The 23,860-nt window shown below is 72.2% G+C and carries 25 protein-coding genes and 1 pseudogene; 10 read left to right on the top strand and 16 right to left on the bottom strand.

The annotated features are described in order from the left end of the window. Positions 1-32 precede the first annotated feature (32 nt). Complete coding sequence (locus RZ50_RS11145) at positions 33-1,145, top strand: HoxN/HupN/NixA family nickel/cobalt transporter (RefSeq protein WP_196949894.1); 1,113 nt, start codon at positions 33-35, stop codon at positions 1,143-1,145. Between the two features lie 84 nt (positions 1,146-1,229). On the opposite strand, the gene RZ50_RS11140 is transcribed toward RZ50_RS11145, so the two are convergent. Next, positions 1,230-2,168 carry an SGNH/GDSL hydrolase family protein gene (locus RZ50_RS11140; RefSeq protein WP_196949893.1) on the bottom strand — a complete coding sequence of 313 codons (939 nt, stop codon included), beginning with the start codon at positions 2,166-2,168 and terminating at the stop codon, positions 1,230-1,232. A gap of 379 nt (positions 2,169-2,547) precedes the next feature. Here RZ50_RS11140 and RZ50_RS11135 point away from each other — a divergent pair, with 379 nt between their 5' ends. Continuing rightward, the gene (locus RZ50_RS11135; RefSeq protein ID WP_196949892.1) at positions 2,548-4,203 is read left to right on the top strand and encodes an FAD-binding dehydrogenase; all 1,656 of its coding nucleotides are present in this window, start codon (positions 2,548-2,550) and stop codon (positions 4,201-4,203) included. A 204-nt stretch (positions 4,204-4,407) separates the two neighbouring features. Here RZ50_RS11135 and lepB read toward each other — a convergent pair whose 3' ends face one another. Beyond that, positions 4,408-5,061 (bottom strand): signal peptidase I, encoded by a 654-nt coding sequence (gene lepB, locus RZ50_RS11130; RefSeq protein ID WP_196949891.1) that lies wholly within the window; start codon positions 5,059-5,061, stop codon positions 4,408-4,410. A gap of 206 nt (positions 5,062-5,267) precedes the next feature. Here lepB and RZ50_RS11125 point away from each other — a divergent pair, with 206 nt between their 5' ends. The 3 genes from RZ50_RS11125 (at position 5,268) to RZ50_RS11115 (ending at position 7,913) form a co-directional block, all read left to right on the top strand. Beyond that, entirely contained in the window at positions 5,268-5,672 is a 405-nt protein-coding gene (locus RZ50_RS11125; protein WP_196949890.1) for a (2Fe-2S) ferredoxin domain-containing protein, read from the top strand. Positions 5,673-5,805: 133 nt separating this feature from the next. Then, entirely contained in the window at positions 5,806-6,060 is a 255-nt protein-coding gene (locus tag RZ50_RS11120; RefSeq protein WP_196949889.1) for a hypothetical protein, read from the top strand. A gap of 185 nt (positions 6,061-6,245) precedes the next feature. Then, positions 6,246-7,913 (top strand): metallophosphoesterase family protein, encoded by a 1,668-nt coding sequence (locus RZ50_RS11115; protein WP_196949888.1) that lies wholly within the window; start codon positions 6,246-6,248, stop codon positions 7,911-7,913. A 42-nt stretch (positions 7,914-7,955) separates the two neighbouring features. On the opposite strand, the gene RZ50_RS11110 is transcribed toward RZ50_RS11115, so the two are convergent. Continuing rightward, complete coding sequence (locus RZ50_RS11110) at positions 7,956-8,288, bottom strand: YnfA family protein (RefSeq protein ID WP_196949887.1); 333 nt, start codon at positions 8,286-8,288, stop codon at positions 7,956-7,958. A 20-nt stretch (positions 8,289-8,308) separates the two neighbouring features. Next, complete coding sequence (locus RZ50_RS11105; protein WP_196949886.1) at positions 8,309-9,523, bottom strand: pyridoxal phosphate-dependent aminotransferase; 1,215 nt, start codon at positions 9,521-9,523, stop codon at positions 8,309-8,311. 98 nt (positions 9,524-9,621) lie between these two features. Here RZ50_RS11105 and RZ50_RS11100 point away from each other — a divergent pair. Both RZ50_RS11100 and RZ50_RS11095 read left to right on the top strand, forming a co-directional pair. Further along, positions 9,622-9,975: pseudogene (locus RZ50_RS11100) on the top strand (winged helix-turn-helix transcriptional regulator); the annotation flags it as partial. A gap of 286 nt (positions 9,976-10,261) precedes the next feature. Continuing rightward, a complete protein-coding gene (locus RZ50_RS11095; RefSeq protein ID WP_196949884.1) occupies positions 10,262-11,047 on the top strand; it encodes an SGNH/GDSL hydrolase family protein in 786 nt (261 codons plus the stop codon). Here the strand turns inward: RZ50_RS11095 and RZ50_RS11090 are convergent. Next, entirely contained in the window at positions 11,044-11,700 is a 657-nt protein-coding gene (locus RZ50_RS11090; protein WP_196949883.1) for a GNAT family N-acetyltransferase, read from the bottom strand. The two genes, RZ50_RS11095 and RZ50_RS11090, sit on opposite strands and share 4 nt — an antisense overlap. Before the next feature lie 123 nt (positions 11,701-11,823). Between RZ50_RS11090 and RZ50_RS11085 the strand changes: the two genes are divergently transcribed. Then, complete coding sequence (locus RZ50_RS11085) at positions 11,824-12,756, top strand: pentapeptide repeat-containing protein (protein ID WP_308271586.1); 933 nt, start codon at positions 11,824-11,826, stop codon at positions 12,754-12,756. A gap of 18 nt (positions 12,757-12,774) precedes the next feature. Here the strand turns inward: RZ50_RS11085 and RZ50_RS11080 are convergent, their stop codons facing one another. The 8 genes from RZ50_RS11080 to RZ50_RS11045 form a co-directional block, all read right to left on the bottom strand. After that, on the bottom strand, positions 12,775-13,110 hold the full coding sequence (locus RZ50_RS11080) for a hypothetical protein (RefSeq protein WP_196949881.1): 336 nt from the start codon (positions 13,108-13,110) through the stop codon (positions 12,775-12,777). Then, positions 13,107-13,445 carry a hypothetical protein gene (locus RZ50_RS11075; RefSeq protein ID WP_196949880.1) on the bottom strand — a complete coding sequence of 113 codons (339 nt, stop codon included), beginning with the start codon at positions 13,443-13,445 and terminating at the stop codon, positions 13,107-13,109. The genes RZ50_RS11080 and RZ50_RS11075 overlap by 4 nt, the downstream gene beginning before the upstream one ends. Before the next feature lie 164 nt (positions 13,446-13,609). Further along, positions 13,610-13,846, bottom strand: coding sequence for a hypothetical protein (locus RZ50_RS11070; RefSeq protein ID WP_196949879.1), 237 nt, complete (start codon positions 13,844-13,846; stop codon positions 13,610-13,612). A 29-nt stretch (positions 13,847-13,875) separates the two neighbouring features. Continuing rightward, positions 13,876-14,610: a tyrosine-protein phosphatase gene (locus RZ50_RS11065; RefSeq protein ID WP_196949878.1), complete on the bottom strand. Its 735-nt coding sequence runs from the start codon at positions 14,608-14,610 to the stop codon at positions 13,876-13,878. A 55-nt stretch (positions 14,611-14,665) separates the two neighbouring features. After that, a complete protein-coding gene (locus tag RZ50_RS11060; RefSeq protein ID WP_196949877.1) occupies positions 14,666-15,301 on the bottom strand; it encodes a TetR/AcrR family transcriptional regulator in 636 nt (211 codons plus the stop codon). A 64-nt stretch (positions 15,302-15,365) separates the two neighbouring features. Further along, positions 15,366-15,686, bottom strand: a complete 321-nt coding sequence (locus RZ50_RS11055) for a hypothetical protein (protein ID WP_196949876.1) — start codon at positions 15,684-15,686, stop codon at positions 15,366-15,368. Continuing rightward, positions 15,683-16,195, bottom strand: a complete 513-nt coding sequence (locus RZ50_RS11050) for a DUF6232 family protein (RefSeq protein ID WP_217680487.1) — start codon at positions 16,193-16,195, stop codon at positions 15,683-15,685. The genes RZ50_RS11055 and RZ50_RS11050 overlap by 4 nt, the downstream gene beginning before the upstream one ends. Positions 16,196-16,284: 89 nt before the next feature. Then, positions 16,285-17,184: an aminoglycoside phosphotransferase family protein gene (locus RZ50_RS11045; protein WP_254802449.1), complete on the bottom strand. Its 900-nt coding sequence runs from the start codon at positions 17,182-17,184 to the stop codon at positions 16,285-16,287. A gap of 326 nt (positions 17,185-17,510) precedes the next feature. On the opposite strand from RZ50_RS11045, the gene RZ50_RS11040 reads away from it, so the two are divergent. Further along, positions 17,511-20,012, top strand: a complete 2,502-nt coding sequence (locus tag RZ50_RS11040; RefSeq protein WP_196949874.1) for a Tex family protein — start codon at positions 17,511-17,513, stop codon at positions 20,010-20,012. 75 nt (positions 20,013-20,087) lie between these two features. Here RZ50_RS11040 and RZ50_RS11035 read toward each other — a convergent pair whose 3' ends face one another. Then, complete coding sequence (locus RZ50_RS11035) at positions 20,088-20,516, bottom strand: SHOCT domain-containing protein (protein WP_196949873.1); 429 nt, start codon at positions 20,514-20,516, stop codon at positions 20,088-20,090. Positions 20,517-20,651: 135 nt separating this feature from the next. Then, positions 20,652-21,236: an NUDIX hydrolase gene (locus RZ50_RS11030; protein WP_196949872.1), complete on the bottom strand. Its 585-nt coding sequence runs from the start codon at positions 21,234-21,236 to the stop codon at positions 20,652-20,654. Between the two features lie 131 nt (positions 21,237-21,367). On the opposite strand from RZ50_RS11030, the gene RZ50_RS11025 reads away from it, so the two are divergent. Beyond that, on the top strand, positions 21,368-22,585 hold the full coding sequence (locus RZ50_RS11025) for an RNA-guided endonuclease TnpB family protein (RefSeq protein ID WP_196949871.1): 1,218 nt from the start codon (positions 21,368-21,370) through the stop codon (positions 22,583-22,585). Positions 22,586-22,625: 40 nt separating this feature from the next. On the opposite strand, the gene RZ50_RS11020 is transcribed toward RZ50_RS11025, so the two are convergent. Continuing rightward, a complete protein-coding gene (locus RZ50_RS11020; protein WP_196949870.1) occupies positions 22,626-23,783 on the bottom strand; it encodes a type III polyketide synthase in 1,158 nt (385 codons plus the stop codon). Positions 23,784-23,860: the final 77 nt, after the last annotated feature.

The following is a 23,860-nucleotide window of genomic DNA, read 5'->3' as shown; positions in this document are numbered from 1 at the left end:
CTTCCGCCCGGATCACCCGAAGGGATCACAGAATGTCCAGCGCCGTAGGTGCCGCGCCCGTCAGATGGCGCGACCGGCTCACCCGCGAGGAGTGGCTGCGGCTGGCCGGGATGGGCGGCTTCATCCTCGCGCTGCACGTCGTCGGCTGGTTCACCCTGCTGGCGCTGGTCGCGCCCGAGCACTACGACGTCGGCGGCCAGGTCTTCGGCGCGGGCATGGGGATGACCGCCTACACCCTCGGCATGCGGCACGCCTTCGACGCGGACCACATCGCGGCGATCGACAACACCACCCGCAAGCTGATGGGCCAGGGCAAGCGGCCGCTGTCGGTCGGCTTCTGGTTCTCGCTCGGGCACTCCTCGATCGTCTTCGGCCTCTGCGCGCTGCTGGCCTTCGGCATCCGCTCGCTGGCCGGCCAGGTGGAGTCCGACGACTCGACGCTGCACAGGATGACGGGCCTCATCGGCACCACCGTCTCCGGCACCTTCCTGCTGCTGCTCGGCCTGATCAACCTGGGCGCCTTCAACGGCATCCTCAAGGTGTTCCGCCGGATGCGCGACGGCGAGTACGACGAGGCCGAGCTGGAGCGCCAGTTGGAGCGGCGCGGGCTGATGAACCGGATCCTCGGCAAGGTCACCCGGGCGGTCACCAAGCCCTGGCACATGTACCCGGTGGGCCTGCTGTTCGGCCTGGGTTTCGACACCGCCACCGAGGTGTCCCTGCTGGTGCTGGCCGGCGGCGCGGCGGCCTTCTCGCTGCCCTGGTACGCGCTGCTGACCCTGCCCATCCTGTTCGCGGCCGGGATGAGCCTGCTGGACACCATCGACGGCTCGTTCATGAACTTCGCCTACGAGTGGGCGTTCTCCCGGCCGGTCCGCAAGATCTACTACAACCTGACCGTCACCGGCCTGTCGGTGCTGGTCGCGCTGGTCATCGGCCTGATCGAGCTGATCGGCCTGGTCGGCGAGAAGCTGGACGTCACCAGCGGCCCGATCGCCTGGATCGGCGCGCTGGACCTCAACTTCGTCGGCTACGCGATCGTCGCCCTGTTCGTGCTGACCTGGGCCGCGGCGATCGCGTACTGGAAGTTCGGCAAGGTCGAGGAGAAGTGGTCGGCCGGTCTCGCGGCGGCCGAGTCGGAGTGAGCGCAGGGCCGAGGGGCCGTAGAACCGAGGGGCCGGTGACCGGGGTCTGGTCACCGGCCCCTCGGGGTTCTCCTGAACCGGCCGCTACCGCAGCGCGGCCAGCACCGCGTCCGCCATCACCTTCTCGCCGGTGGCGTTCGGGTGGAACGGCACGGCGGGCGAGCCCGGCAGCGCGCCCTCGATCCAGCGGTCGTCCGAGCACACGTCGTGCCCGAGGGTCGGTGTCGCGGTGTCCACGTACGTCGCGCCGTTCGCCGCCGCGGTGGACTTGAGGGCGGCGTTCAGCCCCTTGAGCACGCCGTACAGGTACTCGACGTCGCCCGGCGTCACCGGCTGGCGCAGCACGCACTTCGAGCCGTCGGCGGGCAGCACGGACGGGTAGCCGACCAGCAGGACCCTGGCCTTGGGGGCCTTGGCGTGGATGCGCCGGAGGGTGTCGGCGATCTGCGGGGCGATCGTGGTGGTGATCCGTTCGGCCAGGTCGTCGTTGCCGTACTGCCAGGACCACGTGCTCCAGTCCCAGTAGCCGTGGTGGTAGACGTCCTTGCAGGGCGTGCCGAGCGGGTTGACGACCGCGCCGGCGATGCAGGTGGCGACCAGTTCGCCGAGGCCCAGGTCGCTGGCGGCGAGGTCGTTGCCGCCGATGCCGAGGGTGACGAGGTCGGTGTCGCCGTTCACCGCATCCAGCTGCGGGTCGTTGACCTTGATGAACGCGTCGTACTGCGGCTGCGTCATGGCCTTGACCTTGGCGGCCGAGCAGGTGACGTCGGTGTACCCGCCGGCCTTGAGGGCGGCGGCGACGAGGTGGCCGTAGTTGTGGTCGGAGCGCAGGCACAGCCCGCCCGACTGGCCGGGGACTCCGGCGCCGGCGGCGTAGGAGTCGCCGAGGGCCACGTAGTGCCTCGGGGCGGGGGTGGCGGCCTGGGCGCTGGTGGAGGTGAGCGCGAGGGCGGCGCCGAGGGCGACGGCGGCGAGCGCGGTGGAATGGCGGAGTCGCCGGGAATTCCGGGCAGGGCGGAGCACGGTTCCTCCTGGGGGAGAGAAACGACGGGTGGGGGTCGTCGATCGACGGGGCGTACGGGTCGTGCCGAGCCGGGCCGCAGCTACTCGCAGGTAAGTTACTGCCAGGTTTCGCAGCCGTCCATGCCTTTGACGGAAATTCCGGAAATCCCGTCAGATGGCACCGGGTGCCATTTCGAATTTCGTCCGCCGGGTATCGGGCGCATTTCCGAAACGCGGTGGAGCGGAATTCGTGCGAGCGGTTGTTACCGACCGGTTGACCGGACGTCACCCCGGGCCGCAGTATCGGGCGCACACCGACGGCGGCCGCTCGGCGCGCCGTCCCAGTGGCGGCGCCCACCCCCGGCGTGCCGCCGCCGCGAGCCGCGACGGAGGACTGCGCATGGCCCTGGACGCCGACGTCATCGTCATCGGAGCGGGACTCGCCGGCCTCGCCGCCACCGCCGAACTCGCCGACGCCGGACGGAAGGTGATCCTGCTCGACCAGGAGCCCGCCGCCTCGCTCGGCGGCCAGGCCCACTGGTCCTTCGGCGGCCTCTTCCTGGTCGACTCGCCCGAGCAGCGCCGGATGCGCATCCGCGACTCGCACGCGCTCGCCTGGCAGGACTGGCTCGGCACGGCCGGCTTCGACCGGCCCGAGGACGCCTGGCCGCGCCGCTGGGCCGAGGCCTACGTCGACTTCGCGGCCGGCGAGAAGCGCTCCTGGCTGCACGGCCAGGGCGTGCGGTTCTTCCCCGTGGTCGGCTGGGCCGAGCGAGGCGGCCTCCTCGCCGACGGGCCCGGCAACTCGGTGCCGCGCTTCCACATCACCTGGGGCACCGGGCCGGGGCTGCTCGCCCCCTTCGTCCGCCGGGTCCGCGCCGCCGCCGCGCGCGGACTGGTCGACCTGCGCTTCCGCCACCGGGTCACCGGGCTGGCCGCCACCGCGGGCGCCGTCGACACCGTCACCGGCGAGGTGCTGGTGCCCAGCCCGGCGGCCCGCGGCGAGGCCAGCTCGCGCGAGGTCGCCGGACGCTTCGAACTGCGCGCCCAGGCCGTGATCGTCACCTCCGGCGGCATCGGCGGCAACCACGAGCTGGTCCGCAAGGCCTGGCCCGCCCGGCTCGGCACCCCGCCCGCCGAACTGCTCTCCGGGGTGCCCGCGCACGTCGACGGGCTGATGCTGGACGTCGCCGGCGCGGCCGGGGCCAGCCTGATCAACGGCGACCGGATGTGGCACTACACCGAGGGCATACGGAACTGGGACCCGATCTGGGCCCGCCACGGCATCCGCATCCTGCCCGGCCCGTCCTCGCTCTGGCTGGACGCGCAGGGCCGGCGGCTGCCCGTCCCGCTCTTCCCCGGCTTCGACACCCTCGGCACGCTCGAACACATCATGGCGAGCGGCCACGAGTACACCTGGTTCGTGCTCAACCAGCGCATCATCGAGAAGGAGTTCACCCTCTCCGGCTCCGAGCAGAACCCCGACCTGACGGGGAAGTCCCTGCGCGGCGTGCTCGGCCGCGCCCTGCCCGGCGCCCCCGGGCCGGTCCAGGGGCACCTGCGGCACGGACCGGACTTCGTGGTCGCGGGCAACCTCTCCGACCTCGCCCGCGGCATGAACGCCAGGACCCGCGAGCCGCTGATCGACCCGGACGAACTGCGCCGCACCGTCGAGGAGCGGGACCGGCAGATCGCCAACCCCTTCGCCAAGGACCTCCAGGTCACCGCGATCCACAGCGCCCGCCGCTACCTCGGCGACAAGCTCATCCGCACCGCCACCCCGCACCGCATCCTCGACCCGGCCGCCGCCCCGCTGATCGCGGTCCGGCTCAACATCCTCACCCGCAAGTCGCTCGGCGGCCTGGAGACCGACCTGTCCTCGCGGGTGCTGCGCCCGGACGGCGAGGTGCTGCCCGGCGTCTACGCGGCGGGCGAGGCGGCCGGCTTCGGCGGCGGGGGCGTGCACGGCTACCGCTCGCTGGAGGGGACGTTCCTGGGCGGCTGCCTGTTCTCCGGCCGTACGGCGGGACGGGCGGCGGCGCGGGCGGTGGCTTAGGGCCTGTCGGCCGAGGGCCCGTACGTCGGCGGCGTGGCGGTGCACCCCCTCCCCCGTCGGGGGCGCACCGCCACTGCTCGGGTCCAGCCTTCCGGAGCGGCGCCCGCGCGCCTATCCACTTTCGGCCACGGGACCGCAGCTTTTCGGATAGCCGGACCGCCCCACGGCCGTACGGACCGCCCCACGGCGGCACGGCGCGCTCCGTCAGGCGCGGCGGCGGACGGTGGCGATGGAGGCGGTGACGACCGCGGCGATCAGCCCGAGCAGGGCGAGCAGCAGGCCGATGACCAGTAGGACCGCCGCGCCGATGAGCTTGCCGGGGAGGACGGGGGAGCCGGTGCCGGAGTGCCAGACCACCCGGCCCCCGGTCAGCTTGGCGAGGTCGACGGTGCCCTGCTGCCCGTCCGCGGTCCTGAGCCGGGAGTCGATCGCCTCGTCCCGCCGGTCGCCCATCAGGAAGGCGCGGCCGGGCGGGACGGTGACGTCGAAGTCGTGGGCGCAGGTGCCGGCCTGCCGGTCGAGCGGCTCGTCCAGCGGCTGCCCGTTGAGGCTGAGCTGCCCGCCGGCGCAGGCGATGCGGTCCCCGCCGAGGGCCATCACCCGGGAGACGACGGGGTACGGGAAGTCCCAGGGGGAGTCGACGACGTGGATCTCGCCGCGCCGCACGTCCCGGGCCGCGACCCGGTCGGTCAGCATCCGGTCGCCCTGCTGGAGCGTCGGCCGCATCGCGGTGCCGTCCATCCGGTGCACGGAGTAGCCGCCGGTGAGCACCACCGAGAGTCCGAGGGCCGCGCACAGGACGCCGACCACCCCCACGGTCACCGCGACCCACAGGCCCCGGGCCCTCCGCTTCGGCATCCGTCCGTCCTCCTCCGGAATCCCCGGGACCAGTCCTCCGCCGGGGTGGGCCCGGCACGGGTGGCCAGCATCCTAGTGAGGGGCGCTCGCTCGGGCCGCACGCCCCCGGCCGGCGGGTACAGTGCCGGTGCGGGCACGCCCGCGGAGCAGGACCGCGGAGCAGAACCGCAGACCAGGACCGCCGACCAGGGGGAGTACCGCAGCCGATGAGCCGCCGAGACCGCGACCGCAAGCAGGGCTCCGGCTCCCCGGTGACCGTCACCGTCTGCCGGGGCTGCTGCTGCGGCACCGAGGCCAAGCACCCGGGGGTGGACCACGCGGGGCAGTACGAGCGGCTGCGTACGGCGGTCGGCTCGGCGGGGCGGGTGCGCGCGGTGAAGTGCCTGGACGTGTGCACCCAGTCCAACGTGGTGGTGGTCGGCCCCTCCGCGGAGGGCCGGGCGGCGGGCGGCCGCCCGGTCTGGCTCGGCTTCGTGCTGATGGACGAGATGATCGACGACATAGCCGCCTGGGTGCACGCCGGCGGCCCCGGCCTCGCCGATCCGCCGGGCCTGCTCGACCTCCAGCTGATCTCGGTCTCCCGCCGGGTCCGCGAGCAGCTGGCCGAGTGAGCAGACCGAGTGAGCCGGCCGCCCGGTCGTCCATGAGCTGACTGATCATCGGATCGATCTTGGGGCGGCCGCAGGGCCCGACCACTACCATGACCGGTGGCATCGAGCGGTTCCTTGCCCGGGGAGGAAGACGATGACGACGGTCTGCCGCATCTGCGCGGGCACCGGCCGGACCGCCGGTCTCAGCTGCCGGACCTGCCAGGGCACCGGTACCACCGAGGTGGGCGGTGGGGGCGGCAACTGCTTCCTCTGCGACGGCACCGGGGTCTACGTGCGCTACCGGGTGGACGCGATCGGCGCCAAGCACGCCTACCGGGACGAGATCTGCCGCACCTGCGACGGCACCGGCGACCGGGCCGAGACCCACTGGGGCGAGCCCTCCTCCTGACCGCGGTGGCCGCGACGGGACGTCAGACCACGTGGGCGACGGGGGCCATGATCCGACGTTGAATCGGTATGAACATGCTCTTTACCTAACCATGGTCGAACGTTGGTGTTCGAGTGGGGGACGCGCAGAGCCCCGTTCACCGGAAGTCCGCGTGTGGTCAACGCGTCGCTGACAGAGTCCCGCGCATGGATATCCCCAACATGGGCGTGCCGGCCAAGCTTGCCGACCGCATGAGCATGGCCGAGCAGCACGAGTACCTGCGGGCCCGCTTCTCCCGCCGCCGGATGCTGCGCGCCGGCGCCGTCACCGTGGGCGCCGTCGCCGTCGGCGGTGCGCTGGGCAGCGGGACGGCCTTCGCCGCCCCGGCGACCCCGCAGCTGCTGACCGGTGGCACGACCGCCGGCATCGACGGCGCGCTGGTCGCGCCGATCGGCCGTCACCTCCAGTTCGGCCCCGAGCCGGACACCCAGTTCCGCGTCTCCTGGCAGGTCCCGGCGCCGGTCAAGAAGCCGTTCCTGCGCTACGGCAAGACCCCGTGGGAGCTGAGCCACAAGGTCCAGGCCGAGGTCCGCGCCCTGCACACCCCGGCGCTGGCCCCGGGCAGCCAGCCGGTGGACCAGTACTACCTGCACGTGGCGCTGGAGGACCTCCGCCCCGACACCACCTACTACTACGGTGTCGGCCACGAGGGCTTCGACCCGGCCTCGCAGCAGCAGATCTCCACCCTGCACACCTTCCGCACCGCGCCCTCCCGCGACCACCGCTGGGGCAAGGTGTACGAGCCGTTCACCTTCACCGCCTTCGGTGACCAGGGCGTGAGCGACGACGCCAAGGCCAACGACAACATCATCCGGGCCCAGAAGCCGGCCTTCCACCTGCACGCCGGCGACATCTGCTACGCGGACCCGAAGGGCACCGGCACGGACCCGGACAAGGTCGCGTACGACGCCAAGACCTGGGATTCCTTCCTGGTCCAGACCGAGACGGTCGCCGCCGACATCCCGTGGATGGTCGCGTACGGCAACCACGACGTCGAGGCCTGGTACTCGCCCAACGGCTACGGCGGCGACAACGCCCGCTTCTTCCTGCCGAACAACGGCCCGGACCCGCGCACGGTCCCCGGCGTCTACACGTTCCGCTACAAGAACGTCGGCGTCATCTCCCTGGACGCCAACGACGTCTCGTACGAGATCCCGGCCAACCTCGGCATCTCGGCGAACAAGCAGACCAAGTGGCTGGAGCGCACCCTCAAGGACCTGCGCAACGACGAGACCATCGACTTCGTCGTGGTCTTCTTCCACCACTGCGCCTTCTCCACCACCGTCGCGCACGCCTCCGAGGGCGGTGTCCGCGAGGCCTGGGTGCCGCTGTTCGAGAAGTACCGGGTGGACCTGGTCATCAACGGCCACAACCACATCTACGAGCGCACCGACGCCATCCTGGGCAACAAGGTCTCGAAGCAGGTGCCGAGCGGCGCCACCATCGAGCCCGCGAAGGACGGCGTGGTCTACGTGACCGCGGGTGCGGCCGGCCGCAGCCTGTACAAGTTCGACGTGCCGGACACCTACGAGGGCCACGAGAACCACCAGGACGAGGTGAAGACCTACTACTGGGGCAAGGGCAAGGTGAAGGTCCCCGAGACCATCCAGTGGTCGAGGGTGCGCTACACCGGCTACTCGTTCATCAAGGTCGATGTGACCCCGGCCCGCCTGGGCCAGAAGTCGGTCATGAAGGTCACCGCGCTGACCGAGGACGGCAAGCAGATCGACAACTACTCGATCCTGCGCAAGGTCGGCGAGGGCTGGGACTCCGACCGGGACGACGACGGCCAGGGCGGCGGCTGGGGCTGGTAGTCCCCGAACGCGGCCGACGGGCCCCGGCGCCGGGGGAGGACCTCAGCGCCGGGGCCCGTACATGATCACGGCGACCCCGGCCAGGCAGATCAGCGCGCCCAGCACGTCGTAGCGGGTCGGCCGGAAGCCGTCCACGAACACGCCCCACAGCAGCGAGCCGGCCACGAACACCCCGCCGTACGCGGCCAGCACCCGGCCGAAGTGGCTGTCCGGTTGCAGCGCCGCGACGAAGCCGTACGCGCCGAGCAGCACCACGCCCAACCCGGCCAGCCACCACGGCCGTTGCTCCCGCACGCTCTGCCAGACCAGCCAGCAGCCGCCGATCTCGGCGAGCGCGGCGAGCACGAACAGGGCGACGGAGCGAAGGACGGTCATGGCCGCCCAGCCTACGTGGGTCAGCTCTGCCGGTACGTGGCCAGGAAGCGCCCGATCCGGTTCACGGCCGTCTCCAGGTCGTCGGCGCGCGGCAGGGTGACGAAGCGGAAGTGGTCCGGGCGGGGCCAGTTGAAGCCGGTGCCCTGGACGACGTGGATCTTCTCGCGCAGCAGCAGGTCCAGCACGAAGCGCTCGTCGTCGACGATCCGGTGCACGGCCGGGTCGAGCCTGGCGAAGGCGTACAGGGCGCCCTTGGGCTTGACGCAGCTGACGCCGGGGATCTCGTTGAGCGCCTTGACCGCGATGTCGCGCTGCTCGGTGAGCCGCCCGTTCGGCAGCACCAGGTCGTTGATGGACTGGTGGCCGCCGAGGGCCGCCTGCACGGCGTACTGCGCGGGCACGTTGGGGCACAGCCGCATGCCGGAGAGCATGGTCAGGCCCTCCAGGTAGTCGGTGGCGTGCTGCTTGGGGCCGGAGACGACCAGCCAGCCGCTGCGGAAGCCGGCCACCCGGTAGGACTTGGAGAGGCCGTTGAAGGTGAGGGTGAGCACGTCGTCGGCCAGGGCCGCCAGGCAGTGGTGCTCGGCGCCGTCGTAGAGGATCTTGTCGTAGATCTCGTCGGCCAGCACCATCAGGTGGTGGCGGCGGGCCAGGTCGAGGATGCCCTCCAGCAGTTCCTTCGGGTAGACCGCGCCGGTGGGGTTGTTGGGGTTGATGACGACGATCGCCTTGGTCCGGGCGGTGATCTTGGCGGCGATGTCGTCCAGGTCCGGGTACCACTCGGCCTCTTCGTCGCACAGGTAGTGCACGGCCTTGCCGCCGGCCAGCCGGACCGCCGCCGTCCACAGCGGGTAGTCGGGCATCGGGACGAGCACCTCGTCGCCGTCGTCGACCAGCGCGGTGACGGCCATCTGGATCAGCTCGGAGACGCCGTTGCCGAGGTAGACGTCGTTGACGGTGACGCCCTGGACCCCGCGCTGCTGGTAGTACTGCACCACCGCGCGGCGGGCCGGCAGGATGCCGCGCGAGTCGCTGTAGCCGTGCGCCTTGGGCAGGTTGCGGATGATGTCCTGGATGATCTCCTCCGGCGCCTCGAAGCCGAACGGCGCCGGGTTGCCGGTGTTCAGCCGCAGTACGGTGTGCCCGGCCTCCTCCAGCGCGTTGGCCTGGTCGACCACCGGACCGCGGATCTCGTAGCACACGTCGTTGAGCTTGCTGGACTGTCGAAACTCCATCTGCGGCCTCCCGACCGTCACCACCCGCTTCGTTGCTGCTGCTTTGTTCTACCAAGTGAGCACTTGGAAAGTCCAACCTCTTGGCTATGCTGATCCACATGTCACGCCGAAGCTACGACCAGTACTGCGCCGTCGCCCGCGCCCTGGACGCGGTGGGCGAGCGCTGGAGCCTCCTGATCGTCCGTGAACTCCTCGACGGCCCGCGCCGCTACACCGACCTGCACGCCGACCTGCCCGGCGTCTCCACCGACATCCTCGCCGCCCGGCTCAAGCAGCTGGAGGGCGACGGGCTCGCGGAGCGGCGCAGGCTGGAACGGCCGGCCAACGCGACGGTGTACGAGCTGACCGAGCGCGGACGTGAACTGCGGCCGGTGATAGAGGCCCTGGGGGCGTGGGGGCTGGGCGCCCTCGGCGAGCAGCGGCCCACCGACGCGGTGCGGGAGCACTGGTTCACGGCTCGGAGCGCGACCGTCGCGGGGTGACCCTGGCCGGATGGAGCGGGCCGGATGGGGCGGGCCGGTGGGGCGGCGGCAAGGCCCCCGTCGCCGGCCGCCGCCCCGTGCCCTCAGGATGGCGCGGGCCGATAAACGAACAGTGGACGCCGAATGAGCGCCGGCCCTTGTGCCCCGGCCCTTGGCGTCCAGACCCTCGGTACTCCGGCCCTCGCTGCTCCGGCCCGCAGGCGCACACGTACGATCGTCGGACCGCGGAGCCAACCCGGGAGAGCGGAGACCGTACGTGCCCACCACCCACCGCAGCTACGCCAGCTACGTCGCCGTCGGGGACTCCTTCACCGAGGGCATGTGCGACGACCTGCTGCCCGACGGCCACTACCGCGGCTGGGCCGACCGGGTCGCCTCGACGCTGGCCGCCGACGCCCCGGCCGACGGCTTCCGCTACGCCAACCTCGCCGTGCGCGGCAAGCTCATCGGCCAGATCCACGACGAACAGCTCGCCGCCGCCACTGCCATGGGCGCCGAACTCGTCACCCTGGCCGGCGGCCTCAACGACGTGCTGCGCCCCGGCTGCGACATCGACCGGGTCGAGCGGCTGCTCGGCCACTGCGCCGCCGAACTGGGCGCCACCGGCGCCACCGTGGTGCTGTTCACCAGCACCGACCCCACCCGCCGACTGGCCGGCAGCGCCCGGCTGCTGCCCACCATCCTGCGACTGAAGGCCTTCGTGCAGGAACTCGGGCAGCAGGACGGCTTCGCCGTCGTCGACCTCTTCTCCGCGCCCTGCTTCGACGACCGCCGGCTCTGGGCCGAGGACCGGCTGCACCTGTCGCCCGAGGGCCACCGCCGGGTCGCCGAGGGCGTGCTGGAGGCGCTCGGCCGCCCCGCCGCCTTCGACTGGCGCGCCCCGCTGCCGCCCGCCGCCCCGCGCGGCCGCACCGAGCGGCTGCGCTCCGACGCCCGCTGGCTGGGCACCCACCTCGGCCCGTGGATCGGCCGCCGCCTCACCGGCCGCTCCTCCGGCGACGGCCGCCCGGCGAAGCGCCCGGAGCTGGCGCCGTACCGCTAAGCCGCTTCGGGCTCCAGGACCAGGCTCGCCATCGGGGAGTGGGTGGTCCAGCCCAGCGTGACGTAGAGCGCCTGCCCCTCCAGGGTGCCGACCAGCACGCCGGTGCGTGCGCCGGTCTCGTACGCGGCGGACTGGAGCGTCCGCATCACCACGGAGCCCAGGCCCCGGCGGCGGTGCTCGGGGGCGGTGGTGATCTGGTCCGGCACCGCCACCCGGCCGTCCGCGGACAGGCCCGCCTGCCCGCGCGCGGCCAGGTGCCCGGCCTCGGTGCGGATCAGCGCCCGGAGCACTCCGCCGCGCTCCCAGGTGGTCACGGTGTAGCCGGCCGGGAGCTCGGGCCGCTCGGGGGTGAGCGGGGCGGTCATCAGGAAGCCCGGCTGGTCCAGCCGCCACCGCGGGCCGAGCCAGGGCCGTACGGTGTCGTCCCCGGCGAACAGCTTCAGCCAGGTGGTCGGCGCGGTGGTGGTCTCGGCGAGCTTGCGGACCTCGGCCTCGGTCGGTTCGGGCAGCACGTGCCGGGCCACCTCGCCGACGGGTGCGCCGACGTCGATGGTCCAGCCCCAGGGCTGGTCCACCGGTTCGGCGGCGCCCCGGGAGACGGTCCATCCGCTGATCCACATCCGGACCAGCTCTCTGATGTCCGACTGCCGCATACCGTCTACCCCCTGCTGTTGGTAATGGCCACTGAGTCGATCGGCACCTTACCGGCGTCGGGGTGGCCCTGCCCAGTAGGATTTGGCACTCGAAACACCCCGCTGCTGGAAGGACCCCGGAACGTGCGCGAGACCGAGCCGCCGCAGGACCGGACGGCCGCCGCGCCGACCCCGCTCCAGTCCGACTGCCGCAGCTGCTTCGGGCTCTGCTGCGTCGTCCTGCCCTTCGCGGCCGGCGCCGACTTCGCCGTTGACAAGGCCGCCGGCACCCCCTGCCGCAACCTCCAGGACGACTTCGGCTGTGGCATTCACGCCCGGCTGCGCGACAGCGGATTCCAGGGCTGCACCGTCTACGACTGCTTCGGCGCCGGGCAGAGGGTCTCCCAGGTCACCTTCGGCGGGGTGAGCTGGCGGGAGGAGCCGTCGAGCGCCCGGCCGATGTTCGACGTCTTCCCGATCGTGCGGCAGCTCCACGAACTGCTCCGCCACCTCACCGAGGCGCTCACCTTCGAACCCGCCCGCGCCGTCCACGCCGAACTGCGCGCGGCCCTGGAGGAGACCGACCGGCTGGCCGGCGGCACCCCCGAGGAGATCCTCGCCCTCGACGTCCCGGCCCACCGCGCGCGGATCGCCGAACTGCTGCTGCGCGCCAGCGAACTCGTCCGCGCCGCCGTCCCCCGCCGCCGCGAACACCGCGGCGCCGACCTCTTCGGAGCCCGCCTGCGCGGCGCCGACCTCCAGGGCGCCAACCTGCGCGGGGCCCTCCTCGTCGCCGCCGACCTCTCCGGCGCCGACCTGCGCCTGGCCGACCTCATCGGCGCCGACCTCCGCGACGCCAACCTGGCCGGCGCCGACCTCACCACGGCCCTCTTCCTCACCCAGATCCAGCTCAACGCCGCCCGAGGCGACGCCACCACCCGCCTCCCCGCCACCCTCACCCGCCCCACCCACTGGCCGGAGACGTCCACCTCCCCTGCGCCCGCCGCCTCGCGCAAGCCGCGTGGCGCGGCCAGGCCGCAGGGCGGCGGCCGTTCCGGCAAGCCTCGCAGGCGGTAGGGCGCGGGCCACCCCGGTTCACGGCCCGGGGTGGAGCGGATCCTCGGGTACGACTGCGGCGATCCGCACGGTCGGGGGCCACGGTGGTGCGGGCGCGAAGGCATGCACCACATTGACGGCCGGACGACCGGCCGCCGGGTCGCCCTCGATCCGAGTGGAGTAGAGCTCGACCTGCTGCGTGCCTTCGGTGACCGTGCGGATGTGGCGGCCGAGCCGGGGCTCGTGTTCCAGTTCGGCGCGCAGCGCCTCAAGGGCCTCGGTGACACCGAGTTCCTTGGCCCGTTGGGCGGCTCGATCGGTGACAACCGCGACCACCGTGCTGCCCGGGTCGTGCAGGTCGTGCGGGTCGTTCACTCGGCGCCCTGCCTGGCCAGCAGGTCGTTCACGGCCTCATTCACGGCGTCGGTCGCCTCGCGGTCGGCTGCGAGCAGTACCCGGCCCCGGTAGGCGGCGACGATCTCGGCGACCGCGACCAGGTCGACCACCGTGCCCACCTCCCCGACCTGGTCGAGCTGGTCGACCGGCACCCGGCGCAGCAGCTGCTCGGCGAGTTCGGCGTCCAGGCGCTCCGCGTCGCCGGGGAAGCCGTGGCCAGTCCGCAGCGCGGCCCGCAGTTCCTGAACCGTGTTCATCGGCGGCAGGCCCAGGCGGCCCCCACCGTGCCCGTGTTCGGCGGGCTGGGCACTCATTCCCACCAACCCCTTCCTCGTTGGCTCACCCGGCGCCGGGCCGGGCCCTGTGGTCCCAACGGTATCCGCCCCGCGCTGGTCCGTGGGGCCGCGCTTGACAACCTGCTGGGTTCTGAGGAGGGGCGGCCCTGCACAGGAAGTCGGCGGATCCGACTTCCTGTGCGTCACCCCGTGGGCTCGCGCAGGTGGACCGCGACGAGCGGGTCGCCGTGGAGGTCGGCCAGGTGCAGGGAGCTGCTGTCGGGGTCGTCGCGTTCGGCCCAGGTGCGGACGCCGTGGGTGTGCGGGTGGGTGCGGGTGGCGGCCAGGTCGGGGGTGTGGAGGCCGACCAGGGCGCGGTAGCCGTCCGCGGTGTGGTCGTGCAGCGCCTGGAAGCCCAGGGCGGCGTCCGCGTCGTCCACCCCGGGGCCTGGACCGGCCCACCGACGGGTCAGTCGGTCAGCAGCCGGGTGCGCAGGGCGTCGATCCGGGCGCGATCGAGGCCGAGGGTGCCGGTGAGGTAGGCCTCGACGGAGCCGTGGCGGGTGGCGAGGTCGGCCAGGGCGAGGCGGATCACGGTCTCCGGGGCGCGGCCGTAGCCGGGCCAGCGCAGGGTGCGGTCGGGGTGGGCGGCCCGCCACTCGGCGATGAGGTGCGGGGTGGCGAGTTCGGTGAGGGCGAAGTCGGCGGCGATGTCGTCCTCGGCGACGCCGAGCAGGGTGAGCAGCAGGGCGGCGATCAGGCCGGTGCGGTCCTTGCCGGAGGCGCAGTGGAAGACCACGGGGGCCTCGGCGTCGGCGATCACCTCCAGGGCCTGGCGGATCTCCTTCACCCCGTCCTCGGCGACCTCGGCGAAGCGGTCGGCGAGGTAGCGCCAGGGGTCGAGCTCCGGGTCGATCTCGGCCTGGTCGTACGGGCGGTGCTCGATCGAGAGGTTGTGGTACTCCAGCCCGTCGTACGCGGGCACCCGGCCCTTGGCGGCGATCTCCCAGTCGTAGCGCAGGTCGATCACGGTCCGTACGCCGAGGGCCTGGAGCCGGTCGAGGTCGGCGGGGGAGGTGAGCTTGCCGAGGGAGTCGGAGCGGTGGAGCAGGCCCCACCGTACGGTCCGGCCGTCGGCGGCCCGGTAGCCGCCCAGGTCGCGGAAGTTGTGCAGGGCTTCGAACGTGAGGTGACGCGTCGTCATGCGCGGCACTCTAGCCAGCGGTGTCAAGCGCCAGCGGTGTCAGGCGCCGGCGGTGTCAGACGCCGGAGCAGTACCCCCGGGCGAGCAGCGCGAAGGCGTGCCCGGCCTCGGCGACGGCCTCGGCGTGGAGGTCGTCGGCGGTGCGGCCGCCCTCGTGGATGCGCCGCCAGTTGTGCAGGGCGAGGACCCGCTGGGTGGCGGTGACCTGGGCGGCGAGCAGGGCGGCGGTGAGTTCGCGCGGCGCGGCGAGCTCGGGGGCCTCGCGCAGCGCCTCGGCGAGGGACTGTTCGGCGCGGGCCACGTAGGCGCCGACCCGGGCGGCCAGGCTCGGGGTGCCGTGGACGAGGGCGGTGAAGGCCAGCACCTGGGGGTGGTCGTTGAGGCCGGTGACCGGGTCGCGCCGGTCGAGGCCGTCGAGGAAGTCCCGCCGCAGGGCGTCGAGCACCGTCTCGCCGTCGGCCCGGCCCCGGACCACCTCGGCGGACTGCTCCTGGTGGTCGGCGAAGCGGTGGACGACCAGGTCCTCCTTGGTGGCGAAGTAGGTGAAGAGGGTGGGTTTGGATACCTCGGCGGCGGCCGCGACGTCCACCACCGACACCTGGTCGAAGCCGTGTTCCAGGAAGAGCGTGATGGCGGCCTCGGAGATGGCCTGCCGCGTCCGCTCCTTCTTGCGTTCCCGCAGTCCGCTCATGCCTCTCAGGCTAGCAGCGGGGTTGACCGAGTCAAGTTGTTGACCTGGTTCGACAATCGCGGGCTCAGGAGTCGAAGGAGTCCAGGATCCGGCGGACGGACTCCACCACCGGTGCGCCCGCCCGGACCAGCGAGGCCACCCCGGAGATGTTGCGCAGCGCCCGCCGCAGCACGGACGGCGAGGCCTCGGAGCCGTCGCCGATGGCCTCCAGCGACTCGTCCAGCACCTCGCGGTCCTCCGCCGGCACCTGCTCGCGCAACTGCCCGACGGCCGTCACGAGTTCGCGCAGCGCCGCCTTGGGGTCGACCGGACCCTGGTTCTTGACGATGCCGATGTTGTGGTCGCCGTGCTGGGTGACCGAGTCCCCGAAGTGGAAGGTGCTCACAGTGCGACCTGCTTTCCGATGTTGTGGTCCCCGTACTGGTTGATCCTGTCGCCGATGTGGACGTTCTCGACCTGGATCGCGAACTCCGCCTGGGGGTTGTCGATCGCCTCCATGATCCGCTGGATCAGGTCCTCGACCTGCCAGGCGTGGTGGCTCACCACGGCGGTGACCGAGGAGCTGGAGGTCTCGATGACCAGCTTGTAGAGCGGCTTCTGCCGCAGCCGGGTGACCAGGCGGTAGGTGAAGTAGGCGAGGAACCCGAGCAGCAGCACACCCGGGACGGCGGACGCTCCCGTGTTGTTCAGCGCGCCCCCGGTGAGCGCGTTGAGGAATCCGACGGCGACCAGGAACCCGATCACCTGCCGGACGTACCTGATGATCACCCGCGAGCGCTTGGGCGGCCACCACACCAGCTGCCGTGCCCGGGCGATGTGGCCGAGCGGGTACGCGTCCCCACCGACCCACAGCACCCGCCGGCTGACTCTGACGTCGATCACGCTACGTGCCAAGACCGTTCCCCCTACCGTAGTGGCGGGGAGAACCATAGCAACGGCCGCCGACAGCGCGGCCGGGGGTCCCCGTCGGCTCCGATCGGCCCCTACCAGCCGCGGTCGGCGAGGATCTCGCGGACCACGTGCCGGGCGTTGGAGGTCAGCGCCTGGTCGGTGTGGCGGTAGTAGGGGATCGTCACCAGGGCTATCGAGAAGGCCCAGGCGCGGCCGCGGGCCCACATGGCGTCGTCCGCGCGCAGGGCGGCCCGGAAGGCGGGGCGGGCGGCGGCGGGCAGTAGGTTCCAGGCGGCGATCAGGTCGGCGGTCGGGTCGCCGACGCCCATCAGGGCGAAGTCGATGACGGCGGCGAGTCGGCCGGTCCGGGAGACCAGCAGGTTGCCGGGGGTGAGATCGCCGTGCATCCAGACCGGCGGGCCGTCGTACTCGGGCAGCCGAAGGGCCTTGTCCCACAGGGCGGTTGCGGCATCCGTGTCGATCGAGCCGGTCAGCTGGGCTATCGCCGCGCGGGTGGCGCCGTCGCGGGAGGCGAGCGGGACGCTGCGGTGGCCGGCTGGGGCGCCCGCCGGGTTGACGGCGCGCAGGGCGTTGACGAAGCCGGCCAGATCGCGGGCCAGCGCCTCGGGCGCGGCCAGGGCGCCCGTCGCCGGGTTCGCGCCGTCGATCCAGCGCAGCACCGACCACTCCCACGGGTAGCCCGCGGCGGGCCGGCCGACGGCGAGCGGGGCGGGGACGGGCAGCGGCAACCGCGGTGCCAGCAGGGGCAGCCACTGCTGCTCCCGGCGGACGTCCCCGGCCGCCCACTCGACCCGGGGCAGCCGGACGGCGAGTTCGGGCCCGAGCCGGAACATCGCGTTGTCCGCTCCGGGAGAGCCGACGGGCGTGACCGGAAGGCCCACCCACTGCGGGAACTGGGCGGAGAGCAACCGCCGTACCAGGGCCGCGTCGACGACCGGTCCATCGGGGTGCATCCGGGCGGCAGCGCACATGCCCGGCAGCGTACAGCGCGGATCGCCGGCGCTCAGCCGGATTCCCGAACTGCGGGCCGGATTCCCGAACTGCGCACAACCCCGTGATCCCCGCCCGGTCGGGGGACGGCGGGCGGACGGCCAACGGATGCCCGGCGGCGCCCCGTTCCGGCTCGTCACACCCGGGCCGTTCCGGCTCGTCACACCCGGGCCGTTCCGGCTCGTCACACCCGGGCCGACCGGCTCGCCACGCCCGGCCGACGCGGGTCCGGCCGGGAGTCGTCACCGGTACCTGCCAGAATGCAGGGCGTACGGCCAAAGCATTGAAGGAGAAGGTGACCGGCTTCGTGACCACGCCAGTCGAACAGGTGGCCCGGCAGGCCCAGCAGGCGATCGAGCGCAAGATCGCCGAGGAACTGGGCGTCCGCGAAGGGCAGGTGAAGGCTGCTGTCGACCTGCTCGACGGCGGCTCGACCGTCCCCTTCGTGGCCCGTTACCGCAAGGAGGTCACCGGCTCACTGGACGACGCCCAACTGCGCACCCTGGAGGAGCGGCTGCGCTACCTGCGGGAGCTGGAGGACCGCCGGGCGGCCGTCCTGGAGTCGATCGAGGCCCAGGGCAAGCTGGACGACGCGCTGCGCGCCCAGGTGCTCGCCGCCGACTCCAAGGCCCGCCTGGAGGACATCTACCTGCCGTTCAAGCCCAAGCGGCGCACCAAGGCGCAGATCGCCCGCGAGGCCGGCCTGGAACCGCTGGCCGACACCCTGCTCGCCGACCCGACGCAGGACCCGGCGGCGCTCGCCGCCCAGTACCTCACCGAGTCGGTGGCGGACGGCGCCGCGGCCCTGGAGGGCGCCCGGGCGATCCTGACCGAGCGCTTCGGCGAGGACGCCGACCTGGTCGGCTCGCTGCGCGAGCGGATGTGGACCCGCGGCCGCCTGGTCGCGAAGGTCCGCGACGGCAAGGAGGGCGACGGCGCCAAGTTCGCCGACTACTTCGACTTCGCCGAGCCGTACACGAGGCTTCCCTCGCACCGCATCCTGGCGATGCTGCGCGGCGAGAAGGAGGAGGTGCTCGACCTCGAACTCTCGCCCTACGAAGGCGAGTCCGAGGGTGACCTGCCCGGCGAGAACGACTACGAGCAGCGGATCGCCGCCCGCTTCGGCATCGCCGACCACGGCCGTGCGGCCGACAGGTGGCTGGGTGACACCGTCCGTTGGGCCTGGCGCACCCGCGTCCTGGTCCGGCTCGGCATCGACCTGCGGTCCCGGCTGCGCGTCGAGGCCGAGGAGGAGGCGGTGCGCGTCTTCGCCGCCAACCTGCGCGACCTGCTGCTCGCCGCCCCGGCCGGCACCCGCGCCACCATGGGCCTGGACCCGGGCTTCCGCACCGGTGTGAAGGTCGCCGTGGTGGACGCCACCGGCAAGGTCGTCGCGTACGAGACGATCTACCCGCACCAGCCCGCCAACAAGTGGGACGCGGCCCTGAACACCCTGGCCGCGCTGGCGAAGAAGCACGACGTCGACCTGGTCGCGATCGGCAACGGCACCGCCTCCCGGGAGACCGACAAGCTCGCCGAGGACCTCCTCAAGCGCCACCCCGAGCTGAAGCTCACCAAGGCGATGGTCAGCGAGGCCGGCGCCTCGGTCTACTCGGCCTCCGCGTTCGCCTCGCAGGAGCTGCCGGACCTGGACGTGTCGATCCGCGGTGCGGTCTCCATCGCCCGCCGCCTCCAGGACCCGCTGGCCGAACTGGTCAAGATCGACCCCAAGTCGATCGGCGTCGGTCAGTACCAGCACGACCTGAGCGAGGTGAAGCTCTCCCGCTCGCTGGACGCCGTGGTCGAGGACTGCGTCAACGCCGTCGGCGTGGACGTCAACACCGCCTCGGCGCCGCTGCTCACCCGGGTCTCCGGCATCACCGGCACGCTGGCCGACAACATCGTGGCCCACCGCGACGCCAACGGCCCGTTCCGCACCCGCAAGCAGCTCAAGGACGTCTCCCGGCTCGGCCCCAAGGCCTTCGAGCAGTGCGCGGGCTTCCTGCGCATCCCCGGCGGCGAGGACCCGCTGGACGCCTCCAGCGTGCACCCCGAGGCCTACCCGGTGGTGCGCCGCATCCTTGCCGCGACCGGCGGGGAGCTGCGCGAGCTGATCGGCAACGGCGAGCGGCTGCGCGCGCTGCGCCCGGCCGACTTCGCCGACGACACCTTCGGCGTCCCGACCGTCACCGACATCCTCGGCGAGCTGGACAAGCCGGGCCGTGACCCGCGCCCGGCCTTCCGCACCGCGACCTTCAAGGAGGGCGTGGACAAGATCGGCGACCTTGAGGTCGGCATGGTGCTGGAGGGCGTCGTCACCAACGTCGCGGCCTTCGGCGCCTTCGTCGACGTGGGCGTCCACCAGGACGGGCTGGTGCACGTCTCGGCGCTGTCGAAGAACTTCGTCAAGGACCCGCGCGAGGTGGTCAAGCCCGGCGACATCGTCAAGGTCCGGGTGGTCTCGGTGGACGTGCCGCGCAAGCGGATCGGGCTCACCCTGCGGCTGGACGACGAGGTCGGCCGCGAGCGTGGCGACCGCGGCGGCGACCGTGGCGGCGACCGGGGTGGCGACCGGCAGGCCCGCCCGCCGCGCCAGGAGCGGCGCGGCGGCGGCCAGGGCAGCGGCCAGGGCGGCCGCGGCGGCCAGGACCGGCGCGACCGCGGCGACCGCGGTGACCGCGGCGACCGGGGCGGTTTTGGCGGCGGCGCACCGGCCAACAGCGCCATGGCGGACGCGCTGCGTCGCGCGGGCCTGACCGGTGGCGGCGACGGCGGCGGTTCGAAGGACCGCCGCTCCGGGCGCCGCTGAGCACCGACGGGCGTACGGCCGGGGCCGGTGGGTGCGGTGCGCGCCCACCGGCCCCGGCCGTTCCCGGCCCGGCCGTCACGCCAGGATTCTGTCCTTGGCCTTCTGGTACTCCTCGTCGGAGAGGACGCCCTTCTCCTTCAGGTCCGCCAGTTTCGCGAGGTCGTCGACGTGGCTGCGGCCGCCGCCCTCACCCGCCGGTGCGGCTCCGGCCGCGTCCCGGATGTAGGCCCTGACCGCGGCCTCGGACCGCTGGGCCTGTTCGGCGTCCCGCTTCCCCATGTCCTTGCCGCGGGCGATGAGGTAGGCGAGGACGCCGATCAGCGGCAGGATGATCACCAGGACCAGCCAGCCGGCCTTGCCCCAGCCGCCCAGGTCGTGGCTGCGGAAGATGTCCGTGATGATCTTGAACAGCAGGAAGAACCAGAGGATCCAGAGGAACAGCTCCAGCATCGTCCAGAAGATGTTGAGCACCGGGTAGTCCACGGCCAGCTGCAAGGTGTCCATGGCCGATTCATATCACCGCAAAACGGACATTGCTTCCTGTTGTTCGGCCGTTCCGGTGGTCTTCCGGCCGGGCGGGAATATTCCGGCCGGGGAGCGACCCCGGCGCCGGGGAGCGATCGCCGGGGAGGGGCGGCCTCAGCCCCGCCCGGCCCGCCGGCGCAGCTCCACCGCGAGCCCGACCAGCTCGCCCCACCAGGCGTCGTGCCCGGTCAGCAGCAGCCGCTGCGCCTCGGCGGCCGGGACGGTGCGGACCTCGACCACCTGCTCGCCGTCGTCCGGATTGGTCGGCACGGAGTCCAGCTCGACCTCGCCCCAGCCCCACAGCCAGGCCTTCTCCGGGTGCGGCTGCCACGGCTTGTACGGCACCGGGTCGTCGGTGCGGCAGCGGTGCGCGCCCAGCCAGTCCGGCTCGCCGAGCAGCCGGGCGCCGGCCTCCTCGCGCAGCTCCCGCTCCAGGCAGGCCTCGATGCTCTCGTCCCGCTCCCGGGTGCCGCCGGGCAGGAACCAGTGGTCCCGGTCGTCCCGGCAGAGCACCACGTCGCCGTCCGCGAACCCGACCAGGTGGATGTTGGTGACCAGCGCGTCCGGCGGCAGCACGGTCGAGAACAGCGCGTCGTAACGGCCCCAGGCCCAGTACTGCGGCGCGTGCAACGCCGGGAAAAGTGCGGCGAGTTCGGCGGCTCTGGTGGAGGTGTCGGTGCGGTCCGTGGTGTCTGTCATCATGACTCCTTCGTTGATGCCCCGGCTTCGGCCGGGGATTCGGGTGGCCGTTTCACCGCCAGGGCAGGACCGGCAATTCGGTGGGCAATCACCCGTCGATGTTCACAATCTGACGATGTATCTTGTAAACCATGGCGGCCACCCATGTGAAGCGGGCCTACAAGTTCCGCTTCTATCCGACCGATGCGCAGGCGGCCGAGCTGTCGCGCACGTTCGGATGCGTGCGGAAGGTCTACAACATGGCGTTGCAGGCTCGCACCGAGGCCTGGTCGCTGCGGGGCGAGCGGATCAGCTACAACGCCTCGTCGGCGATGCTGACGGCCTGGAAAAGGACCGCGGAACTGTCCTACCTGTCCGAGGTGTCGTCCGTGCCGTTGCAGCAGGCGCTCAGGCATCTTCAAGGGGCTTTTACGAACTTCTTCGCGAAGCGGGCCAGGTATCCACGGTTCAAGTCGAAGAAGAAGTCTCGTGACAGCGCCGAGTACACCACGTCCGCGTTCCGCTACCGGGACGGACGACTCACCTTGGCGAAGATGTCCGAGCCGTTGGCGATCGCGTGGTCCCGGCCGCTGCCCGAAGGGCGGTCGCCGTCCACGGTGACCGTGAGCCGGGACGCGGCGGGTCGCTGGTTCGTCTCGATGCTGTGTGACGATCCCGGCGTCGAACCCCTGCCCATGCTCGACAGCGCAGTGGGCGTCGACGCCGGAATCACCAGCCTGGTGGCGCTCTCCACTGGGGAGAAGATCGCCAACCCCCGGCATGAACGCCGTGACCGGGAACGGCTCGTCAGGGCTCAGCGGGATCTCGCCCGCAAGGCCAACGGTTCGGCCAACCGGGAGAAGGCCCGGCGCAAGGTCGCCCGCGTTCATGCGAGGATCGCCGACCGGCGCAGGGACTTCCTCCACAAGCTCACCACTCGACTCGTCCGTGAGAACCAAACGGTCGTGATCGAGGATCTGACGGTCCGCAACATGCTCAGGAACGGCAGGCTGTCCCGGGCCATCTCGGACGCGAGCTGGAGCGATCTGCGGACGATGCTGGAGTACAAGGCCCAGTGGTACGGCCGTGACCTGGTGACCATCGACCGGTGGTTTCCCAGCTCAAAGCTGTGCTCGGCCTGCGGAACCATCCGCGACAGGATGCCGCTGAACGTCCGCGCATGGGAGTGCGACTGCGGAGCGGTCCACGACCGGGACGTCAACGCGGCACGCAACATCCTGGCCGCCGGGCTGGCGGTCGCAGCCTGTGGAGACGGTGTAAGACCTCAACGGAGCACTCCGGGCGGGCGGTCGTCGGTGAAGCAGGAAGTAGTCCCACCGCTGCGCTCACGCGCGGCGGCTCAGCCGTGAGGCTGAGGGGAACCCCCTGCCCTTCCGGAAGGGGAGGAAGTCAATCGGTGATCGTAGTGCCGGCCGGGAAACGACGGGGGGCCACCGGGTGGACGAGGGTGATGTCGGAGGTGGAGATGGCGCGCGGTCGGCGGCGCACCGGTTCGCCCTGGTTCTCGGCCCAACTGCCCAGCGACATCTCGGCGGTGATGCCCGGTCCGAAGCCGGCGATCAGCCCGGGGGTGCCCTCGGGCACGCCGCCGTCGGCGAACAGTCGGGCGAGGGCGTCGAACACGACGGCGCTGGCGATGTTGCCGCGTTCGGTCAGCGTGGCCCGGCTGTAACGGAAGTTCGCCGGCTCCATGTTGAGGAAGTGGCACAGGTCGTCCAGGATGCGCGGACCGCCGGCGTGCACGATGTGGAAGCCCAGCCCGGAGACGTCCCAGCCGTGGGCCCCGGCCAGCGAGCGCAGCGCGGGCGCGAGCATCTCCATGGTGCCGGGCACCCGCTTGTCCAGCTGGAAGTGGAAGCCGGTCTCCTTGATCCCGTACGAGATCCAGTTCTCGGTGTTCGGGACGAGGTGGGAGCCGTTGCGTTCGATGTGCACGCCGGTGCCGCCGTGCCCGCGCATCACGACGGCGGCGATGGCGTCCCCGAACAGGCCGTTGGAGAGCAGCGAGCCGACGCCGAGGTCGGTCGGCTGGTAGCAGAGCGAGCAGAACTCGCAGGCGACGATGAGCACGTTGGCGCCCGGGTAGGCCCGGCAGAAGTCGTGCGCGCGGTTGACGGCGGCGCCGCCGGCCGCGCAGCCGAGCTGGGCGATCGGCACCTGGCGGGTGTCGGAGCGGAAGCCCATGGTGTTGATCAGCCAGGCGGTCATCGACGGCATCATGAAGCCGGTGCAGGACACGTAGATGATCAGGTCGACGTCCCGGGCCTCCAGCTCGGCGTGGCCGAGGGCGCGTTCGACCACCTCGGGGACGCGCAGCTTGGCCTCCCGCTCGTACACCTGGTTGCGGACGGCGAAGCCGGGGTGGGTGAGGGTCTCCTCGATCGGCTGGACCAGGTGGCGGGTCCGCACCCCGGTGTTCTCGATCAGCCGCAGGGCCAGGCCGAGTTGGGGGTGCCCGGCGTGCAGGGTGCGGGCCAGGTCGAGGGTCTCTTCGAGGGTGATGACGTGCTCGGGCACGGCGATGGCAGGGCGGCAGAGTGTTGCCATGGTGCGGGTCTCCCCATGGGGGCCGGCGCGGACCGGCGGGCGGCTCGGCGGAGGGCCGGTGGATTGCGTGGAGCGGT

It is taken from the genome of Kitasatospora sp. SUK 42 (assembly GCF_015776785.2).
GTDB lineage: Bacteria > Actinomycetota > Actinomycetes > Streptomycetales > Streptomycetaceae > Kitasatospora.
Note: the sequence above shows the minus strand (reverse complement) of the source record. Positions and strands in the feature narration are given on the sequence as shown.

Coding starts and splice junctions, on each gene's coding strand:
- RZ50_RS11090 (WP_196949883.1), bottom strand. CDS start 11,700: ATGCGGCAGTCGGACATCAGAGAGCTGGTCCGGATGTGGATCAGCGGA.
- lepB (WP_196949891.1), bottom strand. CDS start 5,061: ATGCCGAAGCGGAGGGCCCGGGGCCTGTGGGTCGCGGTGACCGTGGGG.
- RZ50_RS11115 (WP_196949888.1), top strand. CDS start 6,246: ATGGATATCCCCAACATGGGCGTGCCGGCCAAGCTTGCCGACCGCATG.
- RZ50_RS11060 (WP_196949877.1), bottom strand. CDS start 15,301: ATGAGCGGACTGCGGGAACGCAAGAAGGAGCGGACGCGGCAGGCCATC.
- RZ50_RS11075 (WP_196949880.1), bottom strand. CDS start 13,445: ATGAGTGCCCAGCCCGCCGAACACGGGCACGGTGGGGGCCGCCTGGGC.
- RZ50_RS11035 (WP_196949873.1), bottom strand. CDS start 20,516: ATGGACACCTTGCAGCTGGCCGTGGACTACCCGGTGCTCAACATCTTC.
- RZ50_RS11145 (WP_196949894.1), top strand. CDS start 33: ATGTCCAGCGCCGTAGGTGCCGCGCCCGTCAGATGGCGCGACCGGCTC.
- RZ50_RS11135 (WP_196949892.1), top strand. CDS start 2,548: ATGGCCCTGGACGCCGACGTCATCGTCATCGGAGCGGGACTCGCCGGC.
- RZ50_RS11065 (WP_196949878.1), bottom strand. CDS start 14,610: ATGACGACGCGTCACCTCACGTTCGAAGCCCTGCACAACTTCCGCGAC.
- RZ50_RS11025 (WP_196949871.1), top strand. CDS start 21,368: ATGGCGGCCACCCATGTGAAGCGGGCCTACAAGTTCCGCTTCTATCCG.
- RZ50_RS11020 (WP_196949870.1), bottom strand. CDS start 23,783: ATGGCAACACTCTGCCGCCCTGCCATCGCCGTGCCCGAGCACGTCATC.
- RZ50_RS11030 (WP_196949872.1), bottom strand. CDS start 21,236: ATGACAGACACCACGGACCGCACCGACACCTCCACCAGAGCCGCCGAA.
- RZ50_RS11045 (WP_254802449.1), bottom strand. CDS start 17,184: ATGTGCGCTGCCGCCCGGATGCACCCCGATGGACCGGTCGTCGACGCG.
- RZ50_RS11125 (WP_196949890.1), top strand. CDS start 5,268: ATGAGCCGCCGAGACCGCGACCGCAAGCAGGGCTCCGGCTCCCCGGTG.
- RZ50_RS11105 (WP_196949886.1), bottom strand. CDS start 9,523: ATGGAGTTTCGACAGTCCAGCAAGCTCAACGACGTGTGCTACGAGATC.
- RZ50_RS11110 (WP_196949887.1), bottom strand. CDS start 8,288: ATGACCGTCCTTCGCTCCGTCGCCCTGTTCGTGCTCGCCGCGCTCGCC.
- RZ50_RS11120 (WP_196949889.1), top strand. CDS start 5,806: ATGACGACGGTCTGCCGCATCTGCGCGGGCACCGGCCGGACCGCCGGT.